Source organism: Ignavibacteriota bacterium, from assembly GCA_016708125.1.
Lineage (GTDB): Bacteria > Bacteroidota > Ignavibacteria > Ignavibacteriales > Melioribacteraceae.
This window is the reverse complement of sequence record JADJGF010000001.1, coordinates 505,124-526,393: the sequence shown is the minus strand read 5'-3', so window position 1 is coordinate 526,393 and position 21,270 is coordinate 505,124. Positions and strand designations below refer to the sequence as shown.

Below are 21,270 nucleotides of genomic sequence, written 5' to 3'. Positions count from 1 at the left end.
GGGAAATAAGAATGTATAATCTCAAAGAGAAGCAAGAAAATAATTCACTGGATCAATTTCAAAATAGATTGAAAAATAGATTTATAATTGAGGGTAGCTCATTGCTTGGAAATAAATTAGAATTCTCAAATTTTTTTGAAAAGGATTCAAAGTCTTCTCAAGAATTTACAATTATTAAAATTCTTTTTGAGAGAGCAACTTTAAGAGAAGCTTCAAGTTTCAAATCCTTTTTAGATAAAACTGTTGCCGAAGAAAACAAAAGTGTAATTGTTGATTTAAATGAGTGCGAATTTGTCGATTCATCATTTTTCGGAGTTTTAGTTGCTGGAGTAAAAAGAACTAAAGCAATGGGCAAAAAGTTTTATTTAGTTTATAATAATCAAAATCGTTTACCAATCTTTTCAGCTACTGGTTTAGATAAAGTATTTAAAGTATTCAATTCCATTGGTGAAGCAGAAAAAGCATAAGTTAGAGAGTGAGTTTTTCCCCCAAATTCATTCTTTCTATGTATAACTGCGCAATTTCTGCTCCAATTAAAAACAAAATTGAAGCATAAAAAAGCCAAAACAGTAATACAATTACAAGTAAAAATGCTTGATAAAATTGATTTGCCTGTAAAAAATTTTCCACATAATAACCAAAAGTAAATCTTGCAATTTCCCACAAAATAGTTGCCCAAAGTGCGCCAATAAAAACAGCTTTTTTGTTTAGTTTTGAATATGGAATTATTGTGTAAAACAATAAAAATAGAAGTAAAACAACAATAATTGATGTAAATGAAAATATTGTGTGAATTATTTTATCTACTTTAAAATTTACAAGAATATCAAGATTTTCAGTTGCAGTTATAAAAATATTTATTGAAGGTAAAACGAAAGTAGAAATTAAAATCATTGCAATAACCAAAATTACCATTCCAAAATCACGTAGTAATCCAAATAAAATTCCCTTGGTTTTGTCATATCCGAAAATACTGTTTAAGATTGTTCGCAAGCTGCTGAAAATCCATGTGGAAGTAAAAAATAAACCAATTAAACCTAATGTAAACGCAGCAGAACTATATTGATAAACTTCCGGAACTCTTTTTAAAATTGCGATTTTTGTAAATTCCGCATATTCCGGATAGGGAATCATGGTTAAAATTATTTTGGAAATATTTTCTTCAATTGTAAGCGGATCAATAATTTTTCCCAAAACTGCAAAAAGTAAAAGTAAAATTGGAATTGTAGATAAAATTAATGAAAACGCAATTCCGCCGCCGGCAAGAAAAATATGATGTTCATCAATTCTCTTTAACAAACCAATTATGTAATGATTGAAAAATCCTAAAACTTTTCTGTAACGATTAAAAGAAAAATAATTTCCAATTAATCTAAAAAATTTGAATTTACTCATTCATCAATCTTGGAATTGATTCAAAATATAAATCGACAAGTTTTTCTAAAGAAATATTAATGTTTGAATTTACTATAAAATCTTTATCGGTTGTAATTCCCAAATAAACAAAATGTAGATTTGAATTTTTCACAATTTCCAAAAATTCATTTTCAAAATTTGGATTTACAGAAATTATAATTCTACTTTGTGATTCTGAAAAAAGTGTAAAATCTTCTCTATTTTTAATTGGAATTTTAACTTCTGCTCCAATCAATTTTGGATTATTTATAATGCAGCATTCAGCCAAAGCAGAAATTATTCCTCCATCAGAAACATCATGAGCAGAATTAATTAATTTTTTATCAATTAATTCTAAAACAGTTTTGTGAAGTTTTTTTTCAACTTCCAAATTTATATTTGGAGAATTTCCCTTAACAATTCCGTGAATTACACTTAAAAATTCGCTTCCGCCAATTTCTTCAAAATCTTCGCCAAGAACATAAATTTTATCGCCAGCATTTTTAAAGTATGATGTCATAATTTTATCAACATCATCTATCAATCCAATCATTCCAATTACAGGAGTTGGATAAACGGTTGTATCCGGACTTTCATTATAAAAACTAACATTTCCGCCGGTTACGGGAGTATCAAAAAATCTGCAAGCTTCACCCATTCCGTCAATTGATTCTTTGAAAGTCCAATAAATTTCGGGATCATACGGATTTCCAAAATTTAAACAATTTGTAATTGCCAAAGGATTACCGCCGGAACAAACAATATTTCTTGCAGATTCCGCAACAGCAATTTTTGCTCCATTTTTAGGATTTAAATAAACATATTTTCCGTTGCAATCTGTTTGCATTGCAATTGCTTTTTTTGTGTCTTTAATTCTAATTACTGCGGAATCACAGCCGGGACCAACAACCGTATTGGTTCTAACCATATAATCGTATTGCTGATAAACCCATTTTTTAGATGCAATATTAGGCGATGAAAAAACTTTTATAAAAGTTTTTTGCAAATTTTCGGGTTTGGGCAAATTTGTTAAATCGTAATTTTGAACTTCATCTATATATTTTGGCTTTCTGGTTTCTCGATAATAAACCGGAACTCCGCCGCCCAAAGCTAATTCAAACGGAGGAATATTTGCTTTTTTTTCACCATGATAAGAAACATTTAATTTTTCTTCATCGGTAACAACACCAATAATTTCACAGTTCAAATCCCACTTATCGAATATTTTTTTCACTTCATCTTCGCAGCCTTTTTTTGCAACAACCAGCATTCTTTCTTGACTTTCCGAAAGCATAATTTCGTAAGCCGTCATAGTTTTTTCACGAAGCGGAACTTTGTTCAAATCTATAATCATTCCGGATTTTCCTTTTTCACTCATTTCTGCAGTTGAGCAAGAAATTCCGGCTGCTCCCATATCTTGAATTCCAACAACCAAATCCTTTTTAATAATTTCCAAAGTTGCTTCAAGAAGTAATTTTTCCGTAAATGGATCACCGACTTGTACCGATGGTCTTTTTGCTTCGGATTTTTCGCTAATTTCTTCGGAAGCAAAAGTTGCACCGTGAATTCCATCTCTTCCGGTTGCGGAACCTATAATCATAACCGGATTATTTTCACCTTTTGCAACTGCAGAAACTGTTTTATGTGAATCCACAATTCCAACAGCCATTGCATTTACTAAAGGATTTCCTTGATAAACTTCATCAAAATACACTTCGCCGCCAACGGTTGGTACACCGAAACAATTTCCGTAATCTGCAATTCCTTTTACAACTCCTTCAAACAAAAATTTTGTTCTGGGATTTGTTAGTTTTCCAAATCTTAAAGAATTTAAAGCCGCAATTGGTCGCGCACCCATCGTAAAAATATCGCGCAAAATTCCGCCAACTCCGGTTGCCGCACCTTGATAAGGTTCAACTGCAGAAGGATGATTATGACTTTCTATTTTAAAAGCTATTGCTTGTCCATCGCCGATATCTACAAGTCCGGCATTTTCTTCTCCGGCACCGACTAACAATTTTTTTCCGCTTCTCGGCAAAGTTTTAAGCAATGCAATTGAATTTTTGTAACTGCAATGTTCACTCCACATTACACTAAAAATTCCCAATTCAGTGTAGTTTGGAGTTCTTCCAAGTTTTTCACAAATATTATTAAATTCTTCTTCGGTTAAGCCATGTTCTTTGGCAAGTTCTAAAGTTACTTTTGGTTCGTTCATAAGGATTTTTTTGAATTGATTAAATTAAAGTGTAAAGATAAATTTTTTTTTTCTTAGATGAAGAAAAAACAAATTTTTGGTGAAGTGAAAATTTTGTTATGATTTGAATCGGTGAGCTAATTCAATAAATGAAAATATGATAAAAGCCCAAATTGAAAAAATTAAATCATTTGAAGTTAGTTCAAAACTTACGACAGAATTTGAAGTAATTGCTAAAAATTTTAGAAAAGTATTAATTACTAAAACTATGCTGAATGCAAAAATTCCACTTTTAAGTGAAGAAAAAATCTTTTTTTCATAAGAAATTTCAGAATCTTTGCTTTTTATAGTTTCTGATTTTGCTTCAATTGGTTTGGGATTTACTTCTTTATTTATCATATTTTAACTTTTTAATTGTCTCAAAAAAAATGTCACTTCTTAAAACACATCAAGTTTTAAATGAAACATTTTCTAAAAACAAATCTATTGAAATAATAAATTGTTGAAATGATAGGAATCACAATAAATTGCTGAAAAAATCTTATTATGAGTTTAATCAAACCATGCAAGAAATTTTGCATTTAAATGGTACGGAAAAATAACTAAAATATTATAAAACAATAAGTTAGAAGGAATATGGAAATCATGTAAAATTATATTGCAAAGGTTTAATTTTCATATAAATTTTTGTTTGACTTTATTCTAATGCAAAGCACAATTTTCGGTCTAAATTTTAATGATTGTGATAATTGGCACAAATAATGAAATAATTAATATTATTTCACAAAAATTGAGATGAGAAATGTATTTAGTAGAGTTGGATAAAACTTCAAAAGATCTTTCAAAATTTAATAATTCTCAATTAGTATGTTCATATTTTTTCTTGAGAAAAACTTACAATTATCTATATAGAGAAAATTTAAGAAAATTAGATAAAAAAGAAAAACGAGCTATCATTTACGACATTTCACTTTTTCAAAACCTCAAAAATAAAATTAGTTATGTAAGAAATTGCAGTCCGCAAAAATGGTTAGAAGATTCTGAAGTTTACAATAATTTAGTTAATGAAATTGTAAGGAGGAAATTACCTCTAAATCAATTGGATGTTTGTTAATTAACTATTCACAATTGTAAAAAATGAAAATCAAAAAATTTTACTATTATTCACCGGATAATCAAAAACTGGTGCAAGTAGAAAATATTTATTCAAAAGTAATGAGTATTTTATTACTTGTAATAATTTCAACTGTGATTTTAACATTTTTTATCAGCAGTAAAATTTTATTAAATAGCTCAATTGATATTACAAATCTTAAAAATCTTGCCGATAACAATGTTCTTGAAAATGAAATTATAATACTTCAAAAAAAATATAAAATCTTAAACGAAAAACTTAATTCGCTAAATGATGAAAAAAATACTTTACGATTAGCCGTAAATCTTCCGGTAAATGAAAATGAAAAATTTGGAATCGGCGGATCTGAATTTAATAATTTGATAACTAAATCATTAGATAAGAAAAATGTAAAATTCAATTCAATAAATGATTTTGTAAATAAAATTGAAACCGGAATTAAAATTGAAAAAGAAAATTTTTCTGAAATAAAAAATAAATTGAGCGAGAACAAAAATTTATATAAATCAATTCCGGCGGTAAGTCCGGTAAAATGTGCAATTGGAGATAGATTTGGAATGAGATTTCATCCAATACTAAAGCAAAAAAGAATGCATCACGGATTGGATTTTTTAGCAAATATAGGCGAAAAAGTTTTTTCTCCCGGAGATGGAAAAGTTACTTTTATCGGTGAACTTAACGGTTACGGAAAAGTTATAAAAATTTCTCACGGTTTCGGATATGAAACAATTTACGGTCATCTTTCAAAGTTTGAAGTTAAAAAAGGTGAAAAAATTAAACGAGGTGATTTAATTGCATTATCCGGAAACACCGGAAATTTAACAACCGGTCCCCATTTACATTATGAAGTTCGACACGAAGGAATTTCGTTAAATCCCAAGAATTTTATTTTTGAAGAAACGAATTTGTTTGAGGAAATAAAATTTTAGAAAAAAATCCCATAAAAATAATTAATAACTCACGTAACAAAATTGATTTTGGATATCTCTCATCGTTTCACTTCTTCGGGATGACAAGCACCATTAATTTAATTTTTTAGAAGTTTCTCTTAGATAATTCACGGTAAAATTAAATTTAATTTTAATTGCAATTTTCATCCCACCTTTTTAATTTGCTTACAATATTTCATCTTGCACAAGAGGTTACATGAAAAAATCAGACAAACCCATCGATTCATCACGAAGAAAATTTATTAAAGGAATTAGCTCGGGAATTGTTGGAGCTTATGCGATAAATCCGACTTTAAATGCAAAAAATCTTCCCAAAGAAATTTCAGATTCAATTGAAGGGAAAATAAAATTAACTTTAAAAGTTAACGGCAAAAAAATATCAAAAAGCGTAAAACCCAATACCACATTGGCTGATTTTATAAGAGAAGAATTAAAATTAACCGGAACAAAAATTGTTTGCAATCAAGGTGAATGCGGAAGCTGCACTGTTTTAATGAATGGAGAAGCAGTCTATTCATGCCACATGTTGGCTTTGGATGCCGATGGTTCTGAAATTATTACCGTTGAAGGACTTTTAAATAATCATGAATTACATGAAGTTCAAAAATCCTTTGTAGATAACGATGGATTGCAATGCGGATTTTGTACGCCGGGACAAATAATTTCTGCCTATGCTTTGTTGAAAAATAATCCGAATCCAAGCGATGACGAAATTAAAAATGGAATGTCGGGAAACTTATGCAGATGCGGAGCTTATCCAAAAATATTTGATTCAGTAAAAGATGCAATTACAAAGAAAATTTGATTTGCGGAGGAATAATGTCAATTAAAAAATCCAAATATTTTTTTGAAGAAGATTTTGTAGAAAAAATCGGAGAAGTTTCTGATGAAAACTACAAACAACTTCCTCCAAATAAAGATTTAAAATATATTGGGAAGAAAATTCCAAGATACGATGGATATGCTAAGGTAAGCGGAAAAGCTGTTTATACATTTGATATAAATTTACCAAATATGGTTTATGGAAAAATTCTTCGTTCAGAAATTCCGCATGGAAAAATAAAAAGTATAGATATTTCAAAAGCAAAAAACTCAGAAGGAGTTTTAGAAATTTTAACTTTTGAAAATTCTCAAGAATATAGTTGGTATGGCATCAGCAAATTATTTGATCCAATTGTTAGATATGAAGGAGACGAAATTGCGTGTGTTTGTGCAGTTTCCCAAAAAGCCGCAGATGAAGCTGCAAAAAAAATAATTGTAAGTTTTGAAAAATTACCTTTTGAAGTTGATGCGGAAAAATCTCTAAAATCTGAAAATCTAAAAATTCATGAAACCGGAAATATCAGCAGAGAAAAACCGGATGAATACTCAAGAGGCAATATTGATGAGGGTTTTGAGCAATCTGAATTAATTATTGAAGATACATTTACAACGCAAATTGCAATTCACAATCCAACGGAAGTTCATTGCAGTGTTGTAAATTGGGAAGGTGAAAAATTAAAAATTTGGGATTCTACGCAAGGAATTTTTGAAGTTAGAAATTCAATTGCAAAATCTTTGGGATTGAAAGAAGAAAATGTACAAGTAATAAAAGAGTATATGGGCGGCGGGTTTGGCAGCAAGCTGGAAGCCGGAAAATATACATTGATGGCAGCAATTTTATCTAAAAAATTAAACCGCCCGGTTAAAATTGTTTTAGATAGAAAAGAAATGAATTTGGCAGTTGGCAATCGCCCAGACTCAAAACAAACATTAAAGTTAGGAATAAAAAAAGACGGAACAATTTCAGCATTAAGTCATAATTCAATTGCAAATGTTGGAGCTTATCCGAACGGCGGCGGATGCAGTTGGCCCGCAAGAAGTATGTATCAAATTCCAAATGTAAAAACTGTTGATTACAGCATTTTTACAAATACCGGAAGAGGAAGAGCTTTTAGAGCGCCCGGGCATGTTCAAGGAACTTTTGCACTTGATTCTATTATGGATGATGCGGCAGAAAAAATTGGAATGGACCCGATTGAATTTAGATTAAAAAATTATGCGGAGAAAGATCAAGTTTGGGGAGCGAGTTATACTTCTAAGAAATTGAGAGAAGCGTATAAAATTGGTGCAGAAAAAATTGGATGGAAAGATAGAAACAAAATTCCGGGAAAAGTTGAGGGATATTTAAAAACCGGAATTGGAATGGCATCACAAATTTGGTGGGGAGGCGGCGGTCCACCCGCACATGCAAATATGAAAATTGAAAAAGATGGAATTGTTCATGTTTATTCCGGCACGCAAGATATTGGAACCGGAACTTATACTTTTATATCCCAAATTGCAGCGGAAATTTTGGAAATTCCGTTAAATAAAATTAAAGTTCATTTGGGAAATACTGATTATCCTTTTGGTCCATCAAGCGGAGGAAGTACAACAGCTCCTTCAATTTCACCGGCAGTTAGAGATGCAGCAGAAAAAATGAAGAAAAAATTATTTTCGGCAGCTTCGGCGTTGACTAATATTTCTGAAGATAAATTAAATTATTCTGAAGGAATTTTTTCATCCGAAAATAAAAAATTAATTAACATCGAAGAAATTGCTAAACAAGTTGATGATGAAACATTATTTACAAAAGGTTCTCGTGAAGAAAATGTTCAAGGACTTGTTGCGCAAACATTTGGGGCTCAATTTGCAAAAGTTGAAGTTGATACTTTAACCGGAAATGTAAAAGTTAATAAAATTGTTGCCGCTCATGATATCGGAAGAACACTAAATCGCCAAACACTTGAAAATCAATTTCACGGCGGAATTATACAAGGATTGGGTTTTGCGTTAACCGAAGAAAGAATTATGGATGAAGATTATGGAAAAATGTTAAACCCAAATATGCATGATTATAAAATTCCCACAATGCTTGATACGCCGACCGAAATAGAAATTGTAATAGTTAATGAAATGGATGAACAAGCTAACAATATGGGAGTTAAAGGAATCGGCGAACCGGCAATAATTCCAACTGCGGCGGCAATTGCAAACGCAATTTACAATGCAATTGGTATTAGAATAAAAAGTCTGCCGATTACTCCAGATAAAATTATAAATGTACTTTATAAAAATTGAGGAATTGTATGAACAATTTTGAATATATGCAGCCGGAAAATATTGCATCAGCGGCAAAATATTTGCAAAAAAATAATGATTCAATTTTATATGCCGGTGGTACTGATGTTTTAGGATTGATTAAAGATGATATTTTTTCGCCGAAGCAATTGGTAAATTTGAAAAATATCAAATCACTTAGTTACATAAAATTAGATGATAAAGAAGGCTTAATAATTGGTGCACTTACAAAATTAAGTGAAATTGAAAAAAGTGAAATTGTAAAAAAAGAATTCAATTTATTGTATCAAGCAGTAAAAGAAATTGCAACTCTGCAATTAAGAAACGTTGGAACAATCGGCGGAAATATTTGTCAGCGCCCGCGTTGCTTTTATTTTAGAGGAGATTTTGATTGCATACGCAAAGGCGGCGATACTTGCTTTGCGGTAACCGGAAATAATAAATACCATTGTATTGTTGGCGGAGGACCTTGTTACATTGTTCATCCTTCAGATTCTGCAGTTGCACTTTTAGCTTTAAATGCAAAATTTAAAATTTCAGATGGAAAATCAGAAAAAGTAATTCCGACGAAAGACTTTTTTGTACTGCCAAATGTAAATGATCAAAAAGAAAATATTTTGAAAGACGGAGAAATTTTAACCGAGATTATTATTCCAAAAACATCAAACAAAATTTCAAAATATATAAAAGTGAAAGAAAGAGGAGCTTGGGATTTTGCTTTAGTTAGTATTGCCGGAGCTTTTGAAATCGAAAACAATATTATAAAATCCGGAAAAATAACTTTCGGCGGAGTTGCTCCAATTCCGTGGGAAGAAGAAAAAGTTAATGCTGCATTAAGTAATTTTAATATTGATGAAAATAATATTGAGAAATTATCTTCGTTAGCATTTACTAAATCAGAGGCATTAGAAATGAATTCTTATAAAATTCAATTGGCAAAAAATTTGGTAAAAAAATTATTATTTGAATTTATTTAGTTAAATTATTTTGGAATTAAAATGGCTGAATACAAAGTTAAAGCAGATAACTCAAAAAATTTTTCTCTAACATATGATGAAAAACTTCTTGGCAAATTAATTTACGAACATTGGTATTCGTTAAAAGCTAATGCAGAATTGACTAATAAGCAACTTAAGATTGAACCAAAGGGATTTCTAGGAACAACCGTTGAAGTTAAAGACAGCGACAAAATTTATTTAAGTTTTACCATGAGTTGGAATGGAAATATTGTAATAACATCAAAACTTGAAAAAAAAGTAAATCATTATTTTTTCAAGCATAAAGGAATAGTTAAAAGTAATTATCTTGTTTTGGATGAAAATGATCAAGAATTGTTGGCAATCCAACCAATTATGAAATGGAATAAATTTAATTACGAATTCTCAATTACATCCAATGAGAATTTTGAAAAACTAAATAATAAAGAAATTTTACTAATCACATTTGTACATTGTTCAAATTATTACCTAACAATTTTTCCAGCTATTTTTTCTTAATTTATTTAATTTAGATTAATTTTATTTCATTATTAGAAAATAAAAATCATACCGTGTGGATATATCATAATCTAAATTATAAATTCATCAAAATTTAGAAATGATTTTTGAAAACATTATTTTTCAGAAAATAAAAATTTAAAATTCTTATGCTGAAGAAAATCTGGAAAGTTTTTTTTTCATTTATATTATTTTATTTTGTTACAACAATTCTAACTGTAGGAATTTTTCGTTTCCTTCCAATTCCAACTTCTTCTTTTATGACTCAGCAAAGAATATCAAATATAATTAATGAGAATTTTGAGCCGTTAATTTATGATTGGGTTGATTACGATGAAATTTCGAACTCAGCAAAACTTGCGGTAATTGCAGCGGAAGATCAAAAATTTTTTAATCACTTTGGTTTTGATCTCCAATCAATTGAGAAAGCACTAAAAAGAAATAAGAATAGTAAAATAACAAGAGGCGCTAGTACTATTACTCAGCAAACTGCAAAAAATTTATTTCTTTGGTCTGATAAAAGTTTCATAAGAAAAGGTTTGGAAGTTTATTTTACATTGCTTTTAGAATTAATTTGGTCGAAGGAAAGAATTTTGGAAGTTTATTTAAACATTGCCGAGTTTGGTGAAAATGTTTACGGAGTTCAATCTGCGGCAAAAAAATATTTTAAGCGAAATGCAAATCAACTAACAAATAAGAATTCAGCAATGCTGGCAGCGGTTTTGCCAAATCCAAAAAAATATAAAGTCAATACATTAACAAATTACAGACAGCGTAGAGTTTTGTGGATTCAAAGACAAATGAGGCAATTGGGAAAAGGAATTTTGGAAGAGCAGTCAAAAGTGAAAATCCGTTAGCTAACGGAAAAAGTGAAAAAATTATAAAATCTTTTATCTCATATCTTTCATCTTAAATCTAATTCTTAGTTATATTTCACTCCACTTTTAAAATGAGTACAATGGAAAATAATATTAGTTCTGTAATTTTAACCGCGATGGACCTTGAAGTTCATTACGGTGAACAAATTGTTTTAAATAAAGCTTCGCTTAGTATTCATGAGGGTGATCGCATTGGATTAGTCGGAAGAAACGGTGCCGGAAAATCAACATTCTTAAAAATTATTTCTGATGTTTTAAAACCGGATGCCGGAAATATTGCAAAAAGAAAAGAGCTTGTAGTGGGATTTTTAACTCAAGAATTTACTTTAGATTATACAAAAAATGTTTTTCAAAATATATTAATTGGTGCGGAAAATATTTTAAAATTAATTGATGAATACGAAAAATTAAGTTTTGATTCACCGCGAAGATTTTTGCTTGAAGAAAAAATTCAATTTTTGGATGGCTGGAATTTAGAAAACAAAATTAAACAGCTTCTACAATCTTTAAATGCTCCGGATGGAAATAGAGATATTCAAACTTTATCCGGCGGCGAAAAGAGAAGAGTTGCTTTGTGCCGATCAATTATAGCCCAGCCAGATTTATTAATTTTAGATGAACCTACAAATCATCTTGATACTGAATCAATTGAATGGATTGAAAATTATTTAAGCAATTATAAGGGGACTTGCATTTTTGTAACTCACGACAGATATTTTCTTGATAGAATTGCAAACCGAATTGTTGAATTATCTCAAGGTGAATTTATTTCACACAGAGGAAATTATACAGATTATTTGTTAAACAAAGCGGAACGACAAGCAATTAAAGAAGTTGAAGAAAAAAAACGACAAAATTTTTTACGTAGAGAATTGGAGTGGGTTGTCCGTGGACCAAGAGCCAGAAGGACAAAAGCTAAAAGTCGTTTAGATGCATATTATGAAATTGCATCCCAGCAAAATTTGGAAGTAGAACTTGATGTTGATTTGGTAATTCCGCCGCCGGAAAAACTTGGTAATACAATTCTTGAGTTGAAAAATATTAGTTTTTCTTTTGAAAATAATTTATTGATTGATGACTTAAATTTTATTTTTTCGCCCGATAGAAAACTTGGAATTATTGGTAAAAACGGAATTGGTAAAACTACATTACTAAAAATCTTACTCGATGAAGTAAAACCGGATAAAGGAAATATTTTAATCGGTGAGAAAACCAAATTCAATTATGTTGATCAATCGCGATTATTACTTAACGATGAAGATTCAGTTATTGAAGCAATTAGTGACGGAAATAATTTTATAAAATTCGGCGATCAGCAAATGACAGTTTGGACTTATCTAAAAAGATTTCTCTTTACTGATGATAGAATTAATACTTTAGTCGGAAGACTTTCCGGCGGAGAAAAAAGCAGATTAACACTTGCGCGAATTCTTAAAAACGGCGGTAACTTTTTAATGTTGGATGAACCCACAAATGATTTGGATTTGCCAACTTTGCGAATTCTTGAAGAAGCATTATTGGCTTTTAACGGATGCGTTGTGGTTGTAAGTCATGATAGATATTTTTTAAATAGAGTTTGCAACGGAATTTTAGCTTTTGAGGAAAATGGAAAATTATATTTTAGCGAAGGAAATTATGATTATTATAATGAAAAAAAATCGAGTAGAAATTTTGCAGAAAATAAAATTATTCCAAAAGTTGAAAAAGAAATAATTGTTGAAAAAGTGAAACCAAGAAAATTAACTTGGAAAGAAAAGAAAGAGTTGGAAACAATTGAAGAAGAAATTGTAAAAGCTGAAGTAGAAGTAAATAGGATTGAACAAATATTTTCTTCGGAAGATTTTTATGAAAAATACGGAACTAAAACAAACGAACTAAATAGTGAATTAAGTTTAGCTCAAGAAAAAGTAAAAAATCTTTTTAATAGATGGGAAGAATTGGAGAAAATTGGGAAATAAAAATTTACATTTAACTTTCTTTTACAGCTGAATTTCCTCTAAAATATTCTGCAAAACTTTCTTATCAAAATCATCTTTATTTTTATTTATTGTATTATCAATCTCATCAATTTTATATGATAATTTAGCTTTAATATAAAAATTTTTCATTTTAACCGTGGCAAGTTCCTTTTCAATTTTATCATATCCAATTGTTAGAAATGCAGCGCCAAAAATAAAAATTACATGGTAAGCAAAATGAACATCATATTGTATAAATGCCGAATACACTACAATAAAAAAAACTAAAATTAGAATATATTTTTTATTATTTGTTTTAATCGTATTCAATTCTTCGGAAAGCCTATCCAAAATTCCCCCTTAAGAAACTTGATTTGACTTTATTTTTATGTAGAAGAAAACTCTTTTAAAAATAATAAAAATTTATAAACAAAACCTTCATCACTTTTGATTATGCAAATAGAATAAATAAAATATTTCCATAAAATAAAAAAGCCCTAATTTTGTTAAATTAAGGCTTTCGTTGTAGCGGGACTAGGACTTGAACCTAGAACCTTCGGGTTATGAGCCCGACGAGCTACCAATTGCTCCATCCCGCGATCAAAATCTATGTTAAAAGAACAAAAACTTTCATAAAAGGATTACTAACTTAATCTCTTTTGTATTTAAAAGCAAGTTACTTTTAATATTACCGTAATATCACTAATTTTGAAGTGATGTAAACAAGTAATATTATTGCATATGCTAACTTCATTGGAAATAAAAGATTACGCGCTGATTGAAAAAATCCATGTTAATTTTGGCAGCGGATTAAATATTATTACCGGCGAAACTGGCGCGGGAAAATCAATTTTAATTGGTGCGCTTAGTTTGCTGCTCGGTGAAAGAGCTTCTTCGGAAACTGTTAGAAAAGGTGCGGAAAAATCCGTAATTGAAGGAATTTTTGAAATCGGCAGCAATAAAAAAGTATCAAAATTATTGGAAGAAAATGAAATTGAAAATACTGCTGAATTAATTTTAAGAAGGGAAATTTCCGTAAAAGGTACAAATAGATGTTTTGTTAATGATTCTCCGGTTCAGCTTACTTTTGTAAAGCAAATTGGAAATTTGTTGATAGACCTTCACGGGCAGCATGATCATCAATCGCTTTTAAGAAATGAAACTCACATTGATTTTCTTGATGAATTCTGCGATTTGGAAAATGAATTTATCGAATTTACAAATCTAAAAAAACAGCTTTCCGGAATTTTATCGCAAATAAATACGCTAAAATCAAACGAAAAAAATCTTAAAGAAAAAGCCGAACTTTATCAATTTCAGTTAAAGGAAATTAATGCGGTTTCTCCCGTAGAAAATGAAGATGTAAATATTGAAAAAGAACTTTTAATTTTAGAAAATTCCGAAAAACTTTTTGAAACTTCATCCCAAATTTATTCTTCACTTTATGATGATGAAAATTCCGTTTTTGAAATTCTTACGGAAATTAAAAATAAAATTGATGACTTAAAAAAAATTGATGAAAGTTTTATTCCAAAGTTTGATGATGCAAATTCCGCGTTGGAATTGCTGAAAGATATTGCACATTTTACAAGAGATTATAAAGATAAAATTGATATTGATCCCGAAAAAATTGAAGAATTACGAGCCAGATCCGGAGCAATTTATTTGCTTAAGAAAAAATACGGCGGAACTTTAGAAAATGTACTTCTTCATAAAAATAGAATTGAAGAAGAATTAAATATTGCCGAAAATTTTTCCGATAAAATTGAAAGTTTATCAAAAGAAGTAAATTTAATTAGAGAAAAAATTAAAAATGTTTCGCAAAAAATTAGTGAAAAACGAAAAAAAGAATCCGGGAAAATTGAGAAAGAAATTGTAAAAATGCTTAGTTTCCTTGGGATTAATGATTCCAAATTTAAAATTGATTTTAGTTTTGATAAAAATGTAACTTCAGAAAATTATATAAATCTAAATTCTCACAAAATAAATCTGCAAAATAACGGAATTGATATTGTTGAATTTTATATTTCCACAAACTTAGGCGAAGATTTAAAACCGCTATCCAAAATTGCTTCTGGAGGAGAAATTTCACGTGTTATGCTTGCAATTAAAAGTGTTCTTGCAAACACAGAAAAATTGCCGTTATTAATTTTTGATGAAATTGATACGGGCGTTAGCGGAAGAATTGCTCAAAAAGTTGGAAAAGTTTTAAGTGAACTTTCTCAATCACATCAAATAATTTCCATAACACATTTGCCGCAGATTGCAGCTTTTGCAAATCAACATTTTTCTGTTGAAAAAGAAATAAAAGGCGAACGCGTAATTAGCAAATTAATTTCACTTAATCCGGAAAATAGAATTACTGAAATTGCAAAATTATTAAGCGGCGAAAAAATAACTCAAAATAATATTGATGCGGCAAAAGAGTTAATTTCAAACATTAGAAATTGATGATATTATATTCTTATAAATTTATTCGATAATACTTGGCAATACTTTTATGTTGCACATTATCTGTAATTCATTAAATTAGAAACAACTATTATCAATAAAAATCAATTTTACAAACAAACCAAAGGGGGAGTAATAGATGAAAAAAGTAATATTCCCATTATTAATTATTTTATTTTCAATTCAAACCCAAGCTCAATTTGAAGACCGAATTAATGAACTTTCGGAAGATTTGCAAAAAGGTTATTCAACACCTTTGGCAACATGGACCGGCACATATTTAAATTCCGGCGGATATTTTTCAGCAGATGTTTCAAAAATATTCGGGTTTAAATTAAGTTTTATCGGAATGATGATTATGATTCCCGAAGACCAACGAACATTTAAACTTGAAGACGGAACAGAAACAGCAACATTTTTTGGTGAAAAAGGAGCGGCGGTTCCGGAAACAGAAGGCTATTTAGTTTATCCTCCCGGAGTTAATCAAACATCGGTTCCGGCAGCAATTCCACAAATTGCATTAAGTGCTTTAGGAACAGAAATTATGTTAAGATTTGTACCGGAAACGGAAGTTGAAGATGTAAAAATTGATTTGCTTGGCGGAGCTTTAAAACACAGTATTAGTCAATATATTCCACTTTGTCCGGTTGATATTGCAGTTCAAGCAATGTATAATAAATTATCTATTGCTTCTGCTGATCTTGATATTTCAACAACAAATATGGCGTTTAACGCTCACGTTAGTAAATCATTTGGAATTGCAATTCTATACGGCGGACTTCAATACGAAAAAACTACAATGGATATTGAATATACTTTTACAGGTGATGATTTGGAAGGAGTTTTTGAAGACGATAAATTAAAAGTTGATTTGGAAGGTGAAAATAATATCCGATTAACATTAGGCGCAGCACTAAGATTAGCAATATTTGTAATTAATGCCGATGTAAACGTTGGTTCACAAACAGCATTTGTCGCCGGCTTAAACTTTGTATTTTAAGGAGAAATAAAATGAAAAATATAATCAGCAAATTTTTATTACTAACTTTTTTAATCGGAATTTCATTTTCCGGCGGATGTGATGAATTAAATAATCTTCCGGTAAATATTCCTATCGTTGTAAATTTTTCAACATCCGGAAATAATACAACAATTTCAGAATCGGAAAATTTCTGTCTTTCTGATTATGAAAAGTGGCGTGAAAATCAAGATAAAGTTCAATCTGCAACTTATCTTTCCGCAGCTTATTGGACTGAAAGCGCTTCTGCAGGATTACAGGGAGATATAAATGTTCAACTTTCTGATCAATTTGGTAACATAATATTTTCTGTAGTTTTAAATAATTATAAGGCTGCAGATAATATTGATAAACCATTTACGTTAGAATTAACCGAATCTGAAATTCAAGCGTTAAATGATTACCTCGAATTATTGAGTGAAAATGATAATGATCAATGTTTCAATTCAAGTTTAACAATTTCAGATATTACCGGAACAACAACTCCATATCAGTTAACCGGAAGAGTAGAAATTGTAATTGAAGCCGCAGTAGAGCTTTAAATATTTTTTGAGAGGACTAGAAATAGTCCTCTTTTTTCTTACCAGAATTATTCCTCAAAGTTTGTTATAATACATTCCAAATTATTTACAATTTTCAAATTGAAAAACACGGCAATTTATATTCATATTCCTTTCTGTGATCACAAATGTATTTATTGTGATTTTTATTCACTCATTAATTATGAAAATGTTGAAGAATATTTAAAATCATTAAAACTAGAAATAAAATTTTACGCCGAAAAATATTCTCAAGATAGAATTGTAAACTCAATATTTTTTGGCGGAGGAACTCCGTCTTTTATGGCTCCAAATTATATCGGAGAAATTATTAATGAAATTTTCAAGAATTTCATCATTGCTGAAAATGTTGAAATCACTTTAGAAACAAATCCTGGAACAGTTGATAAAATAAAATTGCTTGATTTCAAAAAAAGTGGAATTAACCGGATAAGCATCGGCATACAAACTTTTGATGAAAGTGAATTGAAATTTCTTACAAGAATTCATGATAAAAAAACTGCAATTGAAACTGTTGAAAATTCTACAGAAATTGGAATTGAAAATATCAACATTGATTTAATTTTTAATCTTCCAAATCAAACAAAAAAAACTTGGGAAGAAAATTTAAATATTGCGGTAAATCTGCCGATCAAACATATTTCTGCGTATAGTTTAATTTTAGAAAAAGGTACTATTTTAAATAAATTAGTTTTAGATGGAAAAGTTAAAATGGCTTCTGAAAAATATGATGCCGAACTTTATCAATATACAATGGATTTTTTGACGAGTAAAAATTTTATTCAATACGAAATTTCAAATTTTGCTAAACCGGGTTTTGAATGTTTACACAATAAATTTTATTGGGAATATAAAGATTACATTGGCTTCGGAACCGCTGCTCATTCTTTTGTAAATGGAGAAAGATGGTGGAATTATTCAAGTCTTAACAAATATATTGCTGAAATCAAATTGAATCATAATGCAAAAAGGGGTTTTGAAATTCTTTCGCAAAATCAAATGTTAGATGAATTTGTAATGCTGGCTTTAAGAAGTAATGGAATCAAAATTTCTGAAATTACAAAATATTCTAAAAGTTGGATTCTTGAAAAAAAGAATATTATTGACAATTTTGTTAAAGAAAATTATCTAAAACAAAATGATGATTTAATTTTCTGCACAAAAAAAGGATATATTATTTGCGATGAAATAATTTCCAAATTGATTTAAAAATTAATTTCACTGTATAAAATTTTCATTTGATCAAAAAAATTAGTTTCAGTAAATCTTTTGAATCAACAAATTTTATTTTTTTGTGTAAATTAAAAGTGAAATTTAAGAGGATAAAAATGAGTGTTAAAAAAGTTATTTCAATTATTGGTTGCGGAAATATTGGCTCTGCAATTGCAAATGGATTAGTAAAATCAAATTATAAACCAAGTAATATTTATTTAACTAAGAGAAAATCGGAAGATTTTGAAGAGTTTAAAAATCTTGGTTTTAAGACAACAACAGAAAATAAAAAAGCTGTATCACAATCAGAAATTATTATTCTTGCCGTTACTCCTCAGCAATTAAATGTTGTTTTGGAAGATATAAAATCAGCAATTCAGCCGGAAAAACATATTGTAATGTCGGTAGTTTCCGGTGCTTCAATCAAGCAAATTAAAAAACATTTGGCTAGCGAAGTTCCGGTTGTGAGAGTTATGCCGAATACAGCAATTGCAATTCAGGAATCAATGACGTGCATTTGCGCAGATGAAAAAGATGTTGAATCTGTAAAAATTGCAAAACAAATTTTTGATTCAGTCGGAAAAACAATTCAAATTAATGAAGATTTGATGGGAGCCGCAACTGCATTATGTGCTTGCGGAACAGCGTTTTTCTTACGCGCAGTTCGCGCAGCTTCACAAGGAGGAATTGAAATTGGATTTCATGCACATGAGGCTTTAATAATGGCGGCGCAAACAGCAAAAGGCGCTTCATCAATGCTGCTCAAAGAAGGAAAACATCCCGAACGCGAAATTGATAAAGTTACAACTCCGCAGGGAATTACAATTTCCGGTTTGAATCAAATGGAGCATAACGGATTTAGTTCATCAATGATAAAAGGAATTGTTACTGCGGCAGAGAAAGCACAAAAAATTTATGCAAATAATGATTAGTTTTTTTCGAAAATCTTGACATAGTTTTTTTTCTTAATCATACTCTTAATCTTTTTCTTACTCTGCTTTATTATAATTTTCCTTTTATGAGATAAACAAAATAAAGATTAAGAATAAGATTAAGGCAAGAGAAGAATTTAAAAACATAATAATCACGTAATTTAACAAATCTGCAATTCGTTATATAAATGTTGGAATTGTGTAATATTTATGTTAAATTTTGCAGTCTAATTTTCGCCCGTAAGGGCGATTTTTGTTTCAAATATATTATGAAAAATACAGTAAAAAATATTGTTCAAGAAATTGCAATCGAACGCGGTTTATTCCTTGTAAATATGGTATTTAGAGGAAGTAATAAAAAGCCAAGTTTTGAAATTTATATTGATAATAAAGAAGGAATTACAACCGATCTTTGCGCTGAATTTAGCCGAGAAGTAAAAGCAAGAATAGAAACATCGGAATTTTCTGAGTATGATTATAATCTAACTGTTTCTTCGCCGGGAACTGATGAACCTCTAAAATATCTTGATCAGTTTTATAAACATCTTAACAGAGAATTTAAAATTTCTTATGACGATGGTTCGGCAATTCAAAGTATTGAAGCAAAGTTAATTCTAATTGAGAATGATGAATTAACATTTTTGTTTAAAAATGAAGAGTTAAAAATAAATTATAAAAATCTTAAAAAAGCAAAAGTAAAAATAAGTTTTTGATGATGGAGGCTTAACAAATGAATAGTTCTATTGTTGAATCGTTTTCCTATATGGTAAGAGAAAAAGGTTTAGATAAAGACGTCCTCGGGGGAATTATAGAAGATGTTTTTGGCGTACTTGTTAAAAAACAATATGGTCAAGAAGCTAAGTTTGAAGTTGTTGTAAACATGGATAAAGGTGATATCGAAATTTTCCTCGAAAGAGAAATTGTTGAGGAAGTTAATGATCCAAATACAGAAATTAGTATTGATGAAGTTAACGCAAAAGGAAACGAGGATGAACTTGAAGTAGGCGAAGATTTTATTGAGAAAATTGATTTAAGCGCTTTTGGAAGAAGACATATAAATCTTGCCCGACAAAATTTGAATCAGAGAATTAGAGAAATTGAAAAAGAAATTGTTTATAAAGAATATTCAGAAATGATTGGCGAAATTGTTGTTGGTGATATTTATCAAGTTAGGAAAAATGATATTCTCGTAAACCATAATAAGAACGAATTGATCTTGCCTCGCTCAGAACAAATACTTAGAGAAAAATATAGAAAAGGCGATACAATCCGTGCAGTAATTAAAGAAATAAAGAAAACTCCAAACGGACCTATTATAGTTATTTCAAGAGCAGATAATCTTTTCTTAAAACGATTATTCGAAATTGAAATTCCGGAAATTTATGATGGAATTATAGAAATAAAAGATATTGCTAGAGAACCCGGAGAAAGAGCAAAAGTTTCCGTTGTTTCTCACGATGCAAGAATTGATGCAGTAGGCGCTTGCGTTGGAATGAAAGGCGTAAGAATTCATGCAATAGTTAGAGAATTAAGCAATGAAAATATTGATGTAATTAACTATTCCGATGATCCAATTATTTATATTCAAAGAGCAATTGCTCCAGCAAAAATAAAACAATTAGAATTGGATGAAGATGAAAAAAGCTGCACGGTTACAGCCGATAGCGATCAAGTTTCATTACTTGTTGGAAGAAACGGAGTAAATATTAGACTAGCGATAAAATTAACAGGTTATGAAATTGAAATTATCCGCGAAGAAAAACATTTTGATGAATATGAAGATGACATAGAATTGGTAAGCTTAAGAGAAGAATTGGGTTCAGACATTGTTGATTTACTTATTAACAATAGATTTGATACAGCAGTTGAAGTTCTTTCTGCCGGAGTTGATAAATTAAAAGAAATCGAAGAACTAGACGAAGCAAAAGCAAAAGAAATTATTGAAATTATTAAAAGTCAATTTGAAGAAGAAGAATAAAAACGGTACAT

20 protein-coding genes and 1 tRNA gene are annotated in these 21,270 nt (G+C 29.7%); 16 read left to right on the top strand and 5 right to left on the bottom strand.

From position 1 onward, the window contains the following. Positions 1 to 11 precede the first annotated feature (11 nt). Positions 12 to 467, top strand: a complete 456-nt coding sequence (locus tag IPH62_02520; protein ID MBK7104141.1) for an STAS domain-containing protein — start codon at positions 12 to 14, stop codon at positions 465 to 467. 1 nt (position 468) lies between these two features. On the opposite strand, the gene IPH62_02515 is transcribed toward IPH62_02520, so the two are convergent. The 3 genes from IPH62_02515 to IPH62_02505 form a co-directional block, all read right to left on the bottom strand. Next, positions 469 to 1,395 carry a YihY/virulence factor BrkB family protein gene (locus tag IPH62_02515; protein MBK7104140.1) on the bottom strand — a complete coding sequence of 309 codons (927 nt, stop codon included), beginning with the start codon at positions 1,393 to 1,395 and terminating at the stop codon, positions 469 to 471. Further along, positions 1,388 to 3,610 (bottom strand): phosphoribosylformylglycinamidine synthase subunit PurL, encoded by a 2,223-nt coding sequence (gene purL / locus IPH62_02510; GenBank protein MBK7104139.1) that lies wholly within the window; start codon positions 3,608 to 3,610, stop codon positions 1,388 to 1,390. The genes IPH62_02515 and purL overlap by 8 nt, the downstream gene beginning before the upstream one ends. A 96-nt stretch (positions 3,611 to 3,706) precedes the next feature. Then, the gene (locus IPH62_02505) at positions 3,707 to 3,988 is read right to left on the bottom strand and encodes a hypothetical protein (GenBank protein ID MBK7104138.1); all 282 of its coding nucleotides are present in this window, start codon (positions 3,986 to 3,988) and stop codon (positions 3,707 to 3,709) included. A 403-nt stretch (positions 3,989 to 4,391) separates the two neighbouring features. Here IPH62_02505 and IPH62_02500 point away from each other — a divergent pair, with 403 nt between their 5' ends. The 8 genes from IPH62_02500 (at position 4,392) to IPH62_02465 (ending at position 13,108) form a co-directional block, all read left to right on the top strand. Then, positions 4,392 to 4,703, top strand: coding sequence for a hypothetical protein (locus IPH62_02500; GenBank protein MBK7104137.1), 312 nt, complete (start codon positions 4,392 to 4,394; stop codon positions 4,701 to 4,703). Between the two features lie 23 nt (positions 4,704 to 4,726). After that, a complete protein-coding gene (locus IPH62_02495; protein ID MBK7104136.1) occupies positions 4,727 to 5,653 on the top strand; it encodes a M23 family metallopeptidase in 927 nt (308 codons plus the stop codon). A 217-nt stretch (positions 5,654 to 5,870) separates the two neighbouring features. Continuing rightward, positions 5,871 to 6,479 (top strand): (2Fe-2S)-binding protein, encoded by a 609-nt coding sequence (locus IPH62_02490; protein MBK7104135.1) that lies wholly within the window; start codon positions 5,871 to 5,873, stop codon positions 6,477 to 6,479. A gap of 14 nt (positions 6,480 to 6,493) precedes the next feature. Next, a complete protein-coding gene (locus IPH62_02485; GenBank protein MBK7104134.1) occupies positions 6,494 to 8,776 on the top strand; it encodes a xanthine dehydrogenase family protein molybdopterin-binding subunit in 2,283 nt (760 codons plus the stop codon). Positions 8,777 to 8,784: 8 nt separating this feature from the next. Next, positions 8,785 to 9,753 (top strand): xanthine dehydrogenase family protein subunit M, encoded by a 969-nt coding sequence (locus IPH62_02480; protein MBK7104133.1) that lies wholly within the window; start codon positions 8,785 to 8,787, stop codon positions 9,751 to 9,753. 21 nt (positions 9,754 to 9,774) lie between these two features. After that, positions 9,775 to 10,272 carry a hypothetical protein gene (locus tag IPH62_02475; GenBank protein ID MBK7104132.1) on the top strand — a complete coding sequence of 166 codons (498 nt, stop codon included), beginning with the start codon at positions 9,775 to 9,777 and terminating at the stop codon, positions 10,270 to 10,272. Between the two features lie 149 nt (positions 10,273 to 10,421). Continuing rightward, positions 10,422 to 11,129 (top strand): monofunctional biosynthetic peptidoglycan transglycosylase, encoded by a 708-nt coding sequence (gene mtgA / locus IPH62_02470; protein MBK7104131.1) that lies wholly within the window; start codon positions 10,422 to 10,424, stop codon positions 11,127 to 11,129. Between the two features lie 101 nt (positions 11,130 to 11,230). Beyond that, entirely contained in the window at positions 11,231 to 13,108 is a 1,878-nt protein-coding gene (locus IPH62_02465) for an ATP-binding cassette domain-containing protein (GenBank protein MBK7104130.1), read from the top strand. A gap of 21 nt (positions 13,109 to 13,129) precedes the next feature. Here the strand turns inward: IPH62_02465 and IPH62_02460 are convergent, their stop codons facing one another. After that, on the bottom strand, positions 13,130 to 13,459 hold the full coding sequence (locus IPH62_02460) for a hypothetical protein (protein MBK7104129.1): 330 nt from the start codon (positions 13,457 to 13,459) through the stop codon (positions 13,130 to 13,132). 175 nt (positions 13,460 to 13,634) lie between these two features. Further along, positions 13,635 to 13,707: transfer RNA gene (locus tag IPH62_02455), tRNA-Met, on the bottom strand. Positions 13,708 to 13,849: 142 nt separating this feature from the next. On the opposite strand from IPH62_02455, the gene recN reads away from it, so the two are divergent. From recN to nusA, 7 genes are all read left to right on the top strand, one after another. Further along, entirely contained in the window at positions 13,850 to 15,559 is a 1,710-nt protein-coding gene (gene recN / locus IPH62_02450) for a DNA repair protein RecN (protein ID MBK7104128.1), read from the top strand. Positions 15,560 to 15,698: 139 nt separating this feature from the next. Next, the gene (locus tag IPH62_02445; protein MBK7104127.1) at positions 15,699 to 16,559 is read left to right on the top strand and encodes a hypothetical protein; all 861 of its coding nucleotides are present in this window, start codon (positions 15,699 to 15,701) and stop codon (positions 16,557 to 16,559) included. Positions 16,560 to 16,570: 11 nt separating this feature from the next. After that, complete coding sequence (locus tag IPH62_02440) at positions 16,571 to 17,119, top strand: hypothetical protein (GenBank protein MBK7104126.1); 549 nt, start codon at positions 16,571 to 16,573, stop codon at positions 17,117 to 17,119. A 99-nt stretch (positions 17,120 to 17,218) separates the two neighbouring features. Further along, a complete protein-coding gene (hemW, locus tag IPH62_02435) occupies positions 17,219 to 18,346 on the top strand; it encodes a radical SAM family heme chaperone HemW (GenBank protein MBK7104125.1) in 1,128 nt (375 codons plus the stop codon). Positions 18,347 to 18,465: 119 nt separating this feature from the next. Further along, on the top strand, positions 18,466 to 19,281 hold the full coding sequence (proC, locus tag IPH62_02430) for a pyrroline-5-carboxylate reductase (GenBank protein ID MBK7104124.1): 816 nt from the start codon (positions 18,466 to 18,468) through the stop codon (positions 19,279 to 19,281). A gap of 269 nt (positions 19,282 to 19,550) precedes the next feature. Further along, complete coding sequence (locus IPH62_02425; GenBank protein ID MBK7104123.1) at positions 19,551 to 19,994, top strand: hypothetical protein; 444 nt, start codon at positions 19,551 to 19,553, stop codon at positions 19,992 to 19,994. A gap of 17 nt (positions 19,995 to 20,011) precedes the next feature. Beyond that, on the top strand, positions 20,012 to 21,259 hold the full coding sequence (nusA, locus tag IPH62_02420; protein MBK7104122.1) for a transcription termination factor NusA: 1,248 nt from the start codon (positions 20,012 to 20,014) through the stop codon (positions 21,257 to 21,259). Positions 21,260 to 21,270 lie beyond the last annotated feature (11 nt).

Bases quoted from the DNA above. Each gene is read 5' to 3' on its own strand.
- IPH62_02520 (MBK7104141.1), top strand. From the start codon at position 12: ATGTATAATCTCAAAGAGAAGCAAGAAAATAATTCACTGGATCAATTT.
- IPH62_02515 (MBK7104140.1), bottom strand. From the start codon at position 1,395: ATGAGTAAATTCAAATTTTTTAGATTAATTGGAAATTATTTTTCTTTT.
- purL (MBK7104139.1), bottom strand. From the start codon at position 3,610: ATGAACGAACCAAAAGTAACTTTAGAACTTGCCAAAGAACATGGCTTA.
- IPH62_02505 (MBK7104138.1), bottom strand. From the start codon at position 3,988: ATGATAAATAAAGAAGTAAATCCCAAACCAATTGAAGCAAAATCAGAA.
- IPH62_02500 (MBK7104137.1), top strand. From the start codon at position 4,392: ATGTATTTAGTAGAGTTGGATAAAACTTCAAAAGATCTTTCAAAATTT.
- IPH62_02495 (MBK7104136.1), top strand. From the start codon at position 4,727: ATGAAAATCAAAAAATTTTACTATTATTCACCGGATAATCAAAAACTG.
- IPH62_02490 (MBK7104135.1), top strand. From the start codon at position 5,871: ATGAAAAAATCAGACAAACCCATCGATTCATCACGAAGAAAATTTATT.
- IPH62_02485 (MBK7104134.1), top strand. From the start codon at position 6,494: ATGTCAATTAAAAAATCCAAATATTTTTTTGAAGAAGATTTTGTAGAA.
- IPH62_02480 (MBK7104133.1), top strand. From the start codon at position 8,785: ATGAACAATTTTGAATATATGCAGCCGGAAAATATTGCATCAGCGGCA.
- IPH62_02475 (MBK7104132.1), top strand. From the start codon at position 9,775: ATGGCTGAATACAAAGTTAAAGCAGATAACTCAAAAAATTTTTCTCTA.
- mtgA (MBK7104131.1), top strand. From the start codon at position 10,422: ATGCTGAAGAAAATCTGGAAAGTTTTTTTTTCATTTATATTATTTTAT.
- IPH62_02465 (MBK7104130.1), top strand. From the start codon at position 11,231: ATGGAAAATAATATTAGTTCTGTAATTTTAACCGCGATGGACCTTGAA.
- recN (MBK7104128.1), top strand. From the start codon at position 13,850: ATGCTAACTTCATTGGAAATAAAAGATTACGCGCTGATTGAAAAAATC.
- IPH62_02445 (MBK7104127.1), top strand. From the start codon at position 15,699: ATGAAAAAAGTAATATTCCCATTATTAATTATTTTATTTTCAATTCAA.
- IPH62_02440 (MBK7104126.1), top strand. From the start codon at position 16,571: ATGAAAAATATAATCAGCAAATTTTTATTACTAACTTTTTTAATCGGA.
- proC (MBK7104124.1), top strand. From the start codon at position 18,466: ATGAGTGTTAAAAAAGTTATTTCAATTATTGGTTGCGGAAATATTGGC.
- IPH62_02425 (MBK7104123.1), top strand. From the start codon at position 19,551: ATGAAAAATACAGTAAAAAATATTGTTCAAGAAATTGCAATCGAACGC.
- nusA (MBK7104122.1), top strand. From the start codon at position 20,012: ATGAATAGTTCTATTGTTGAATCGTTTTCCTATATGGTAAGAGAAAAA.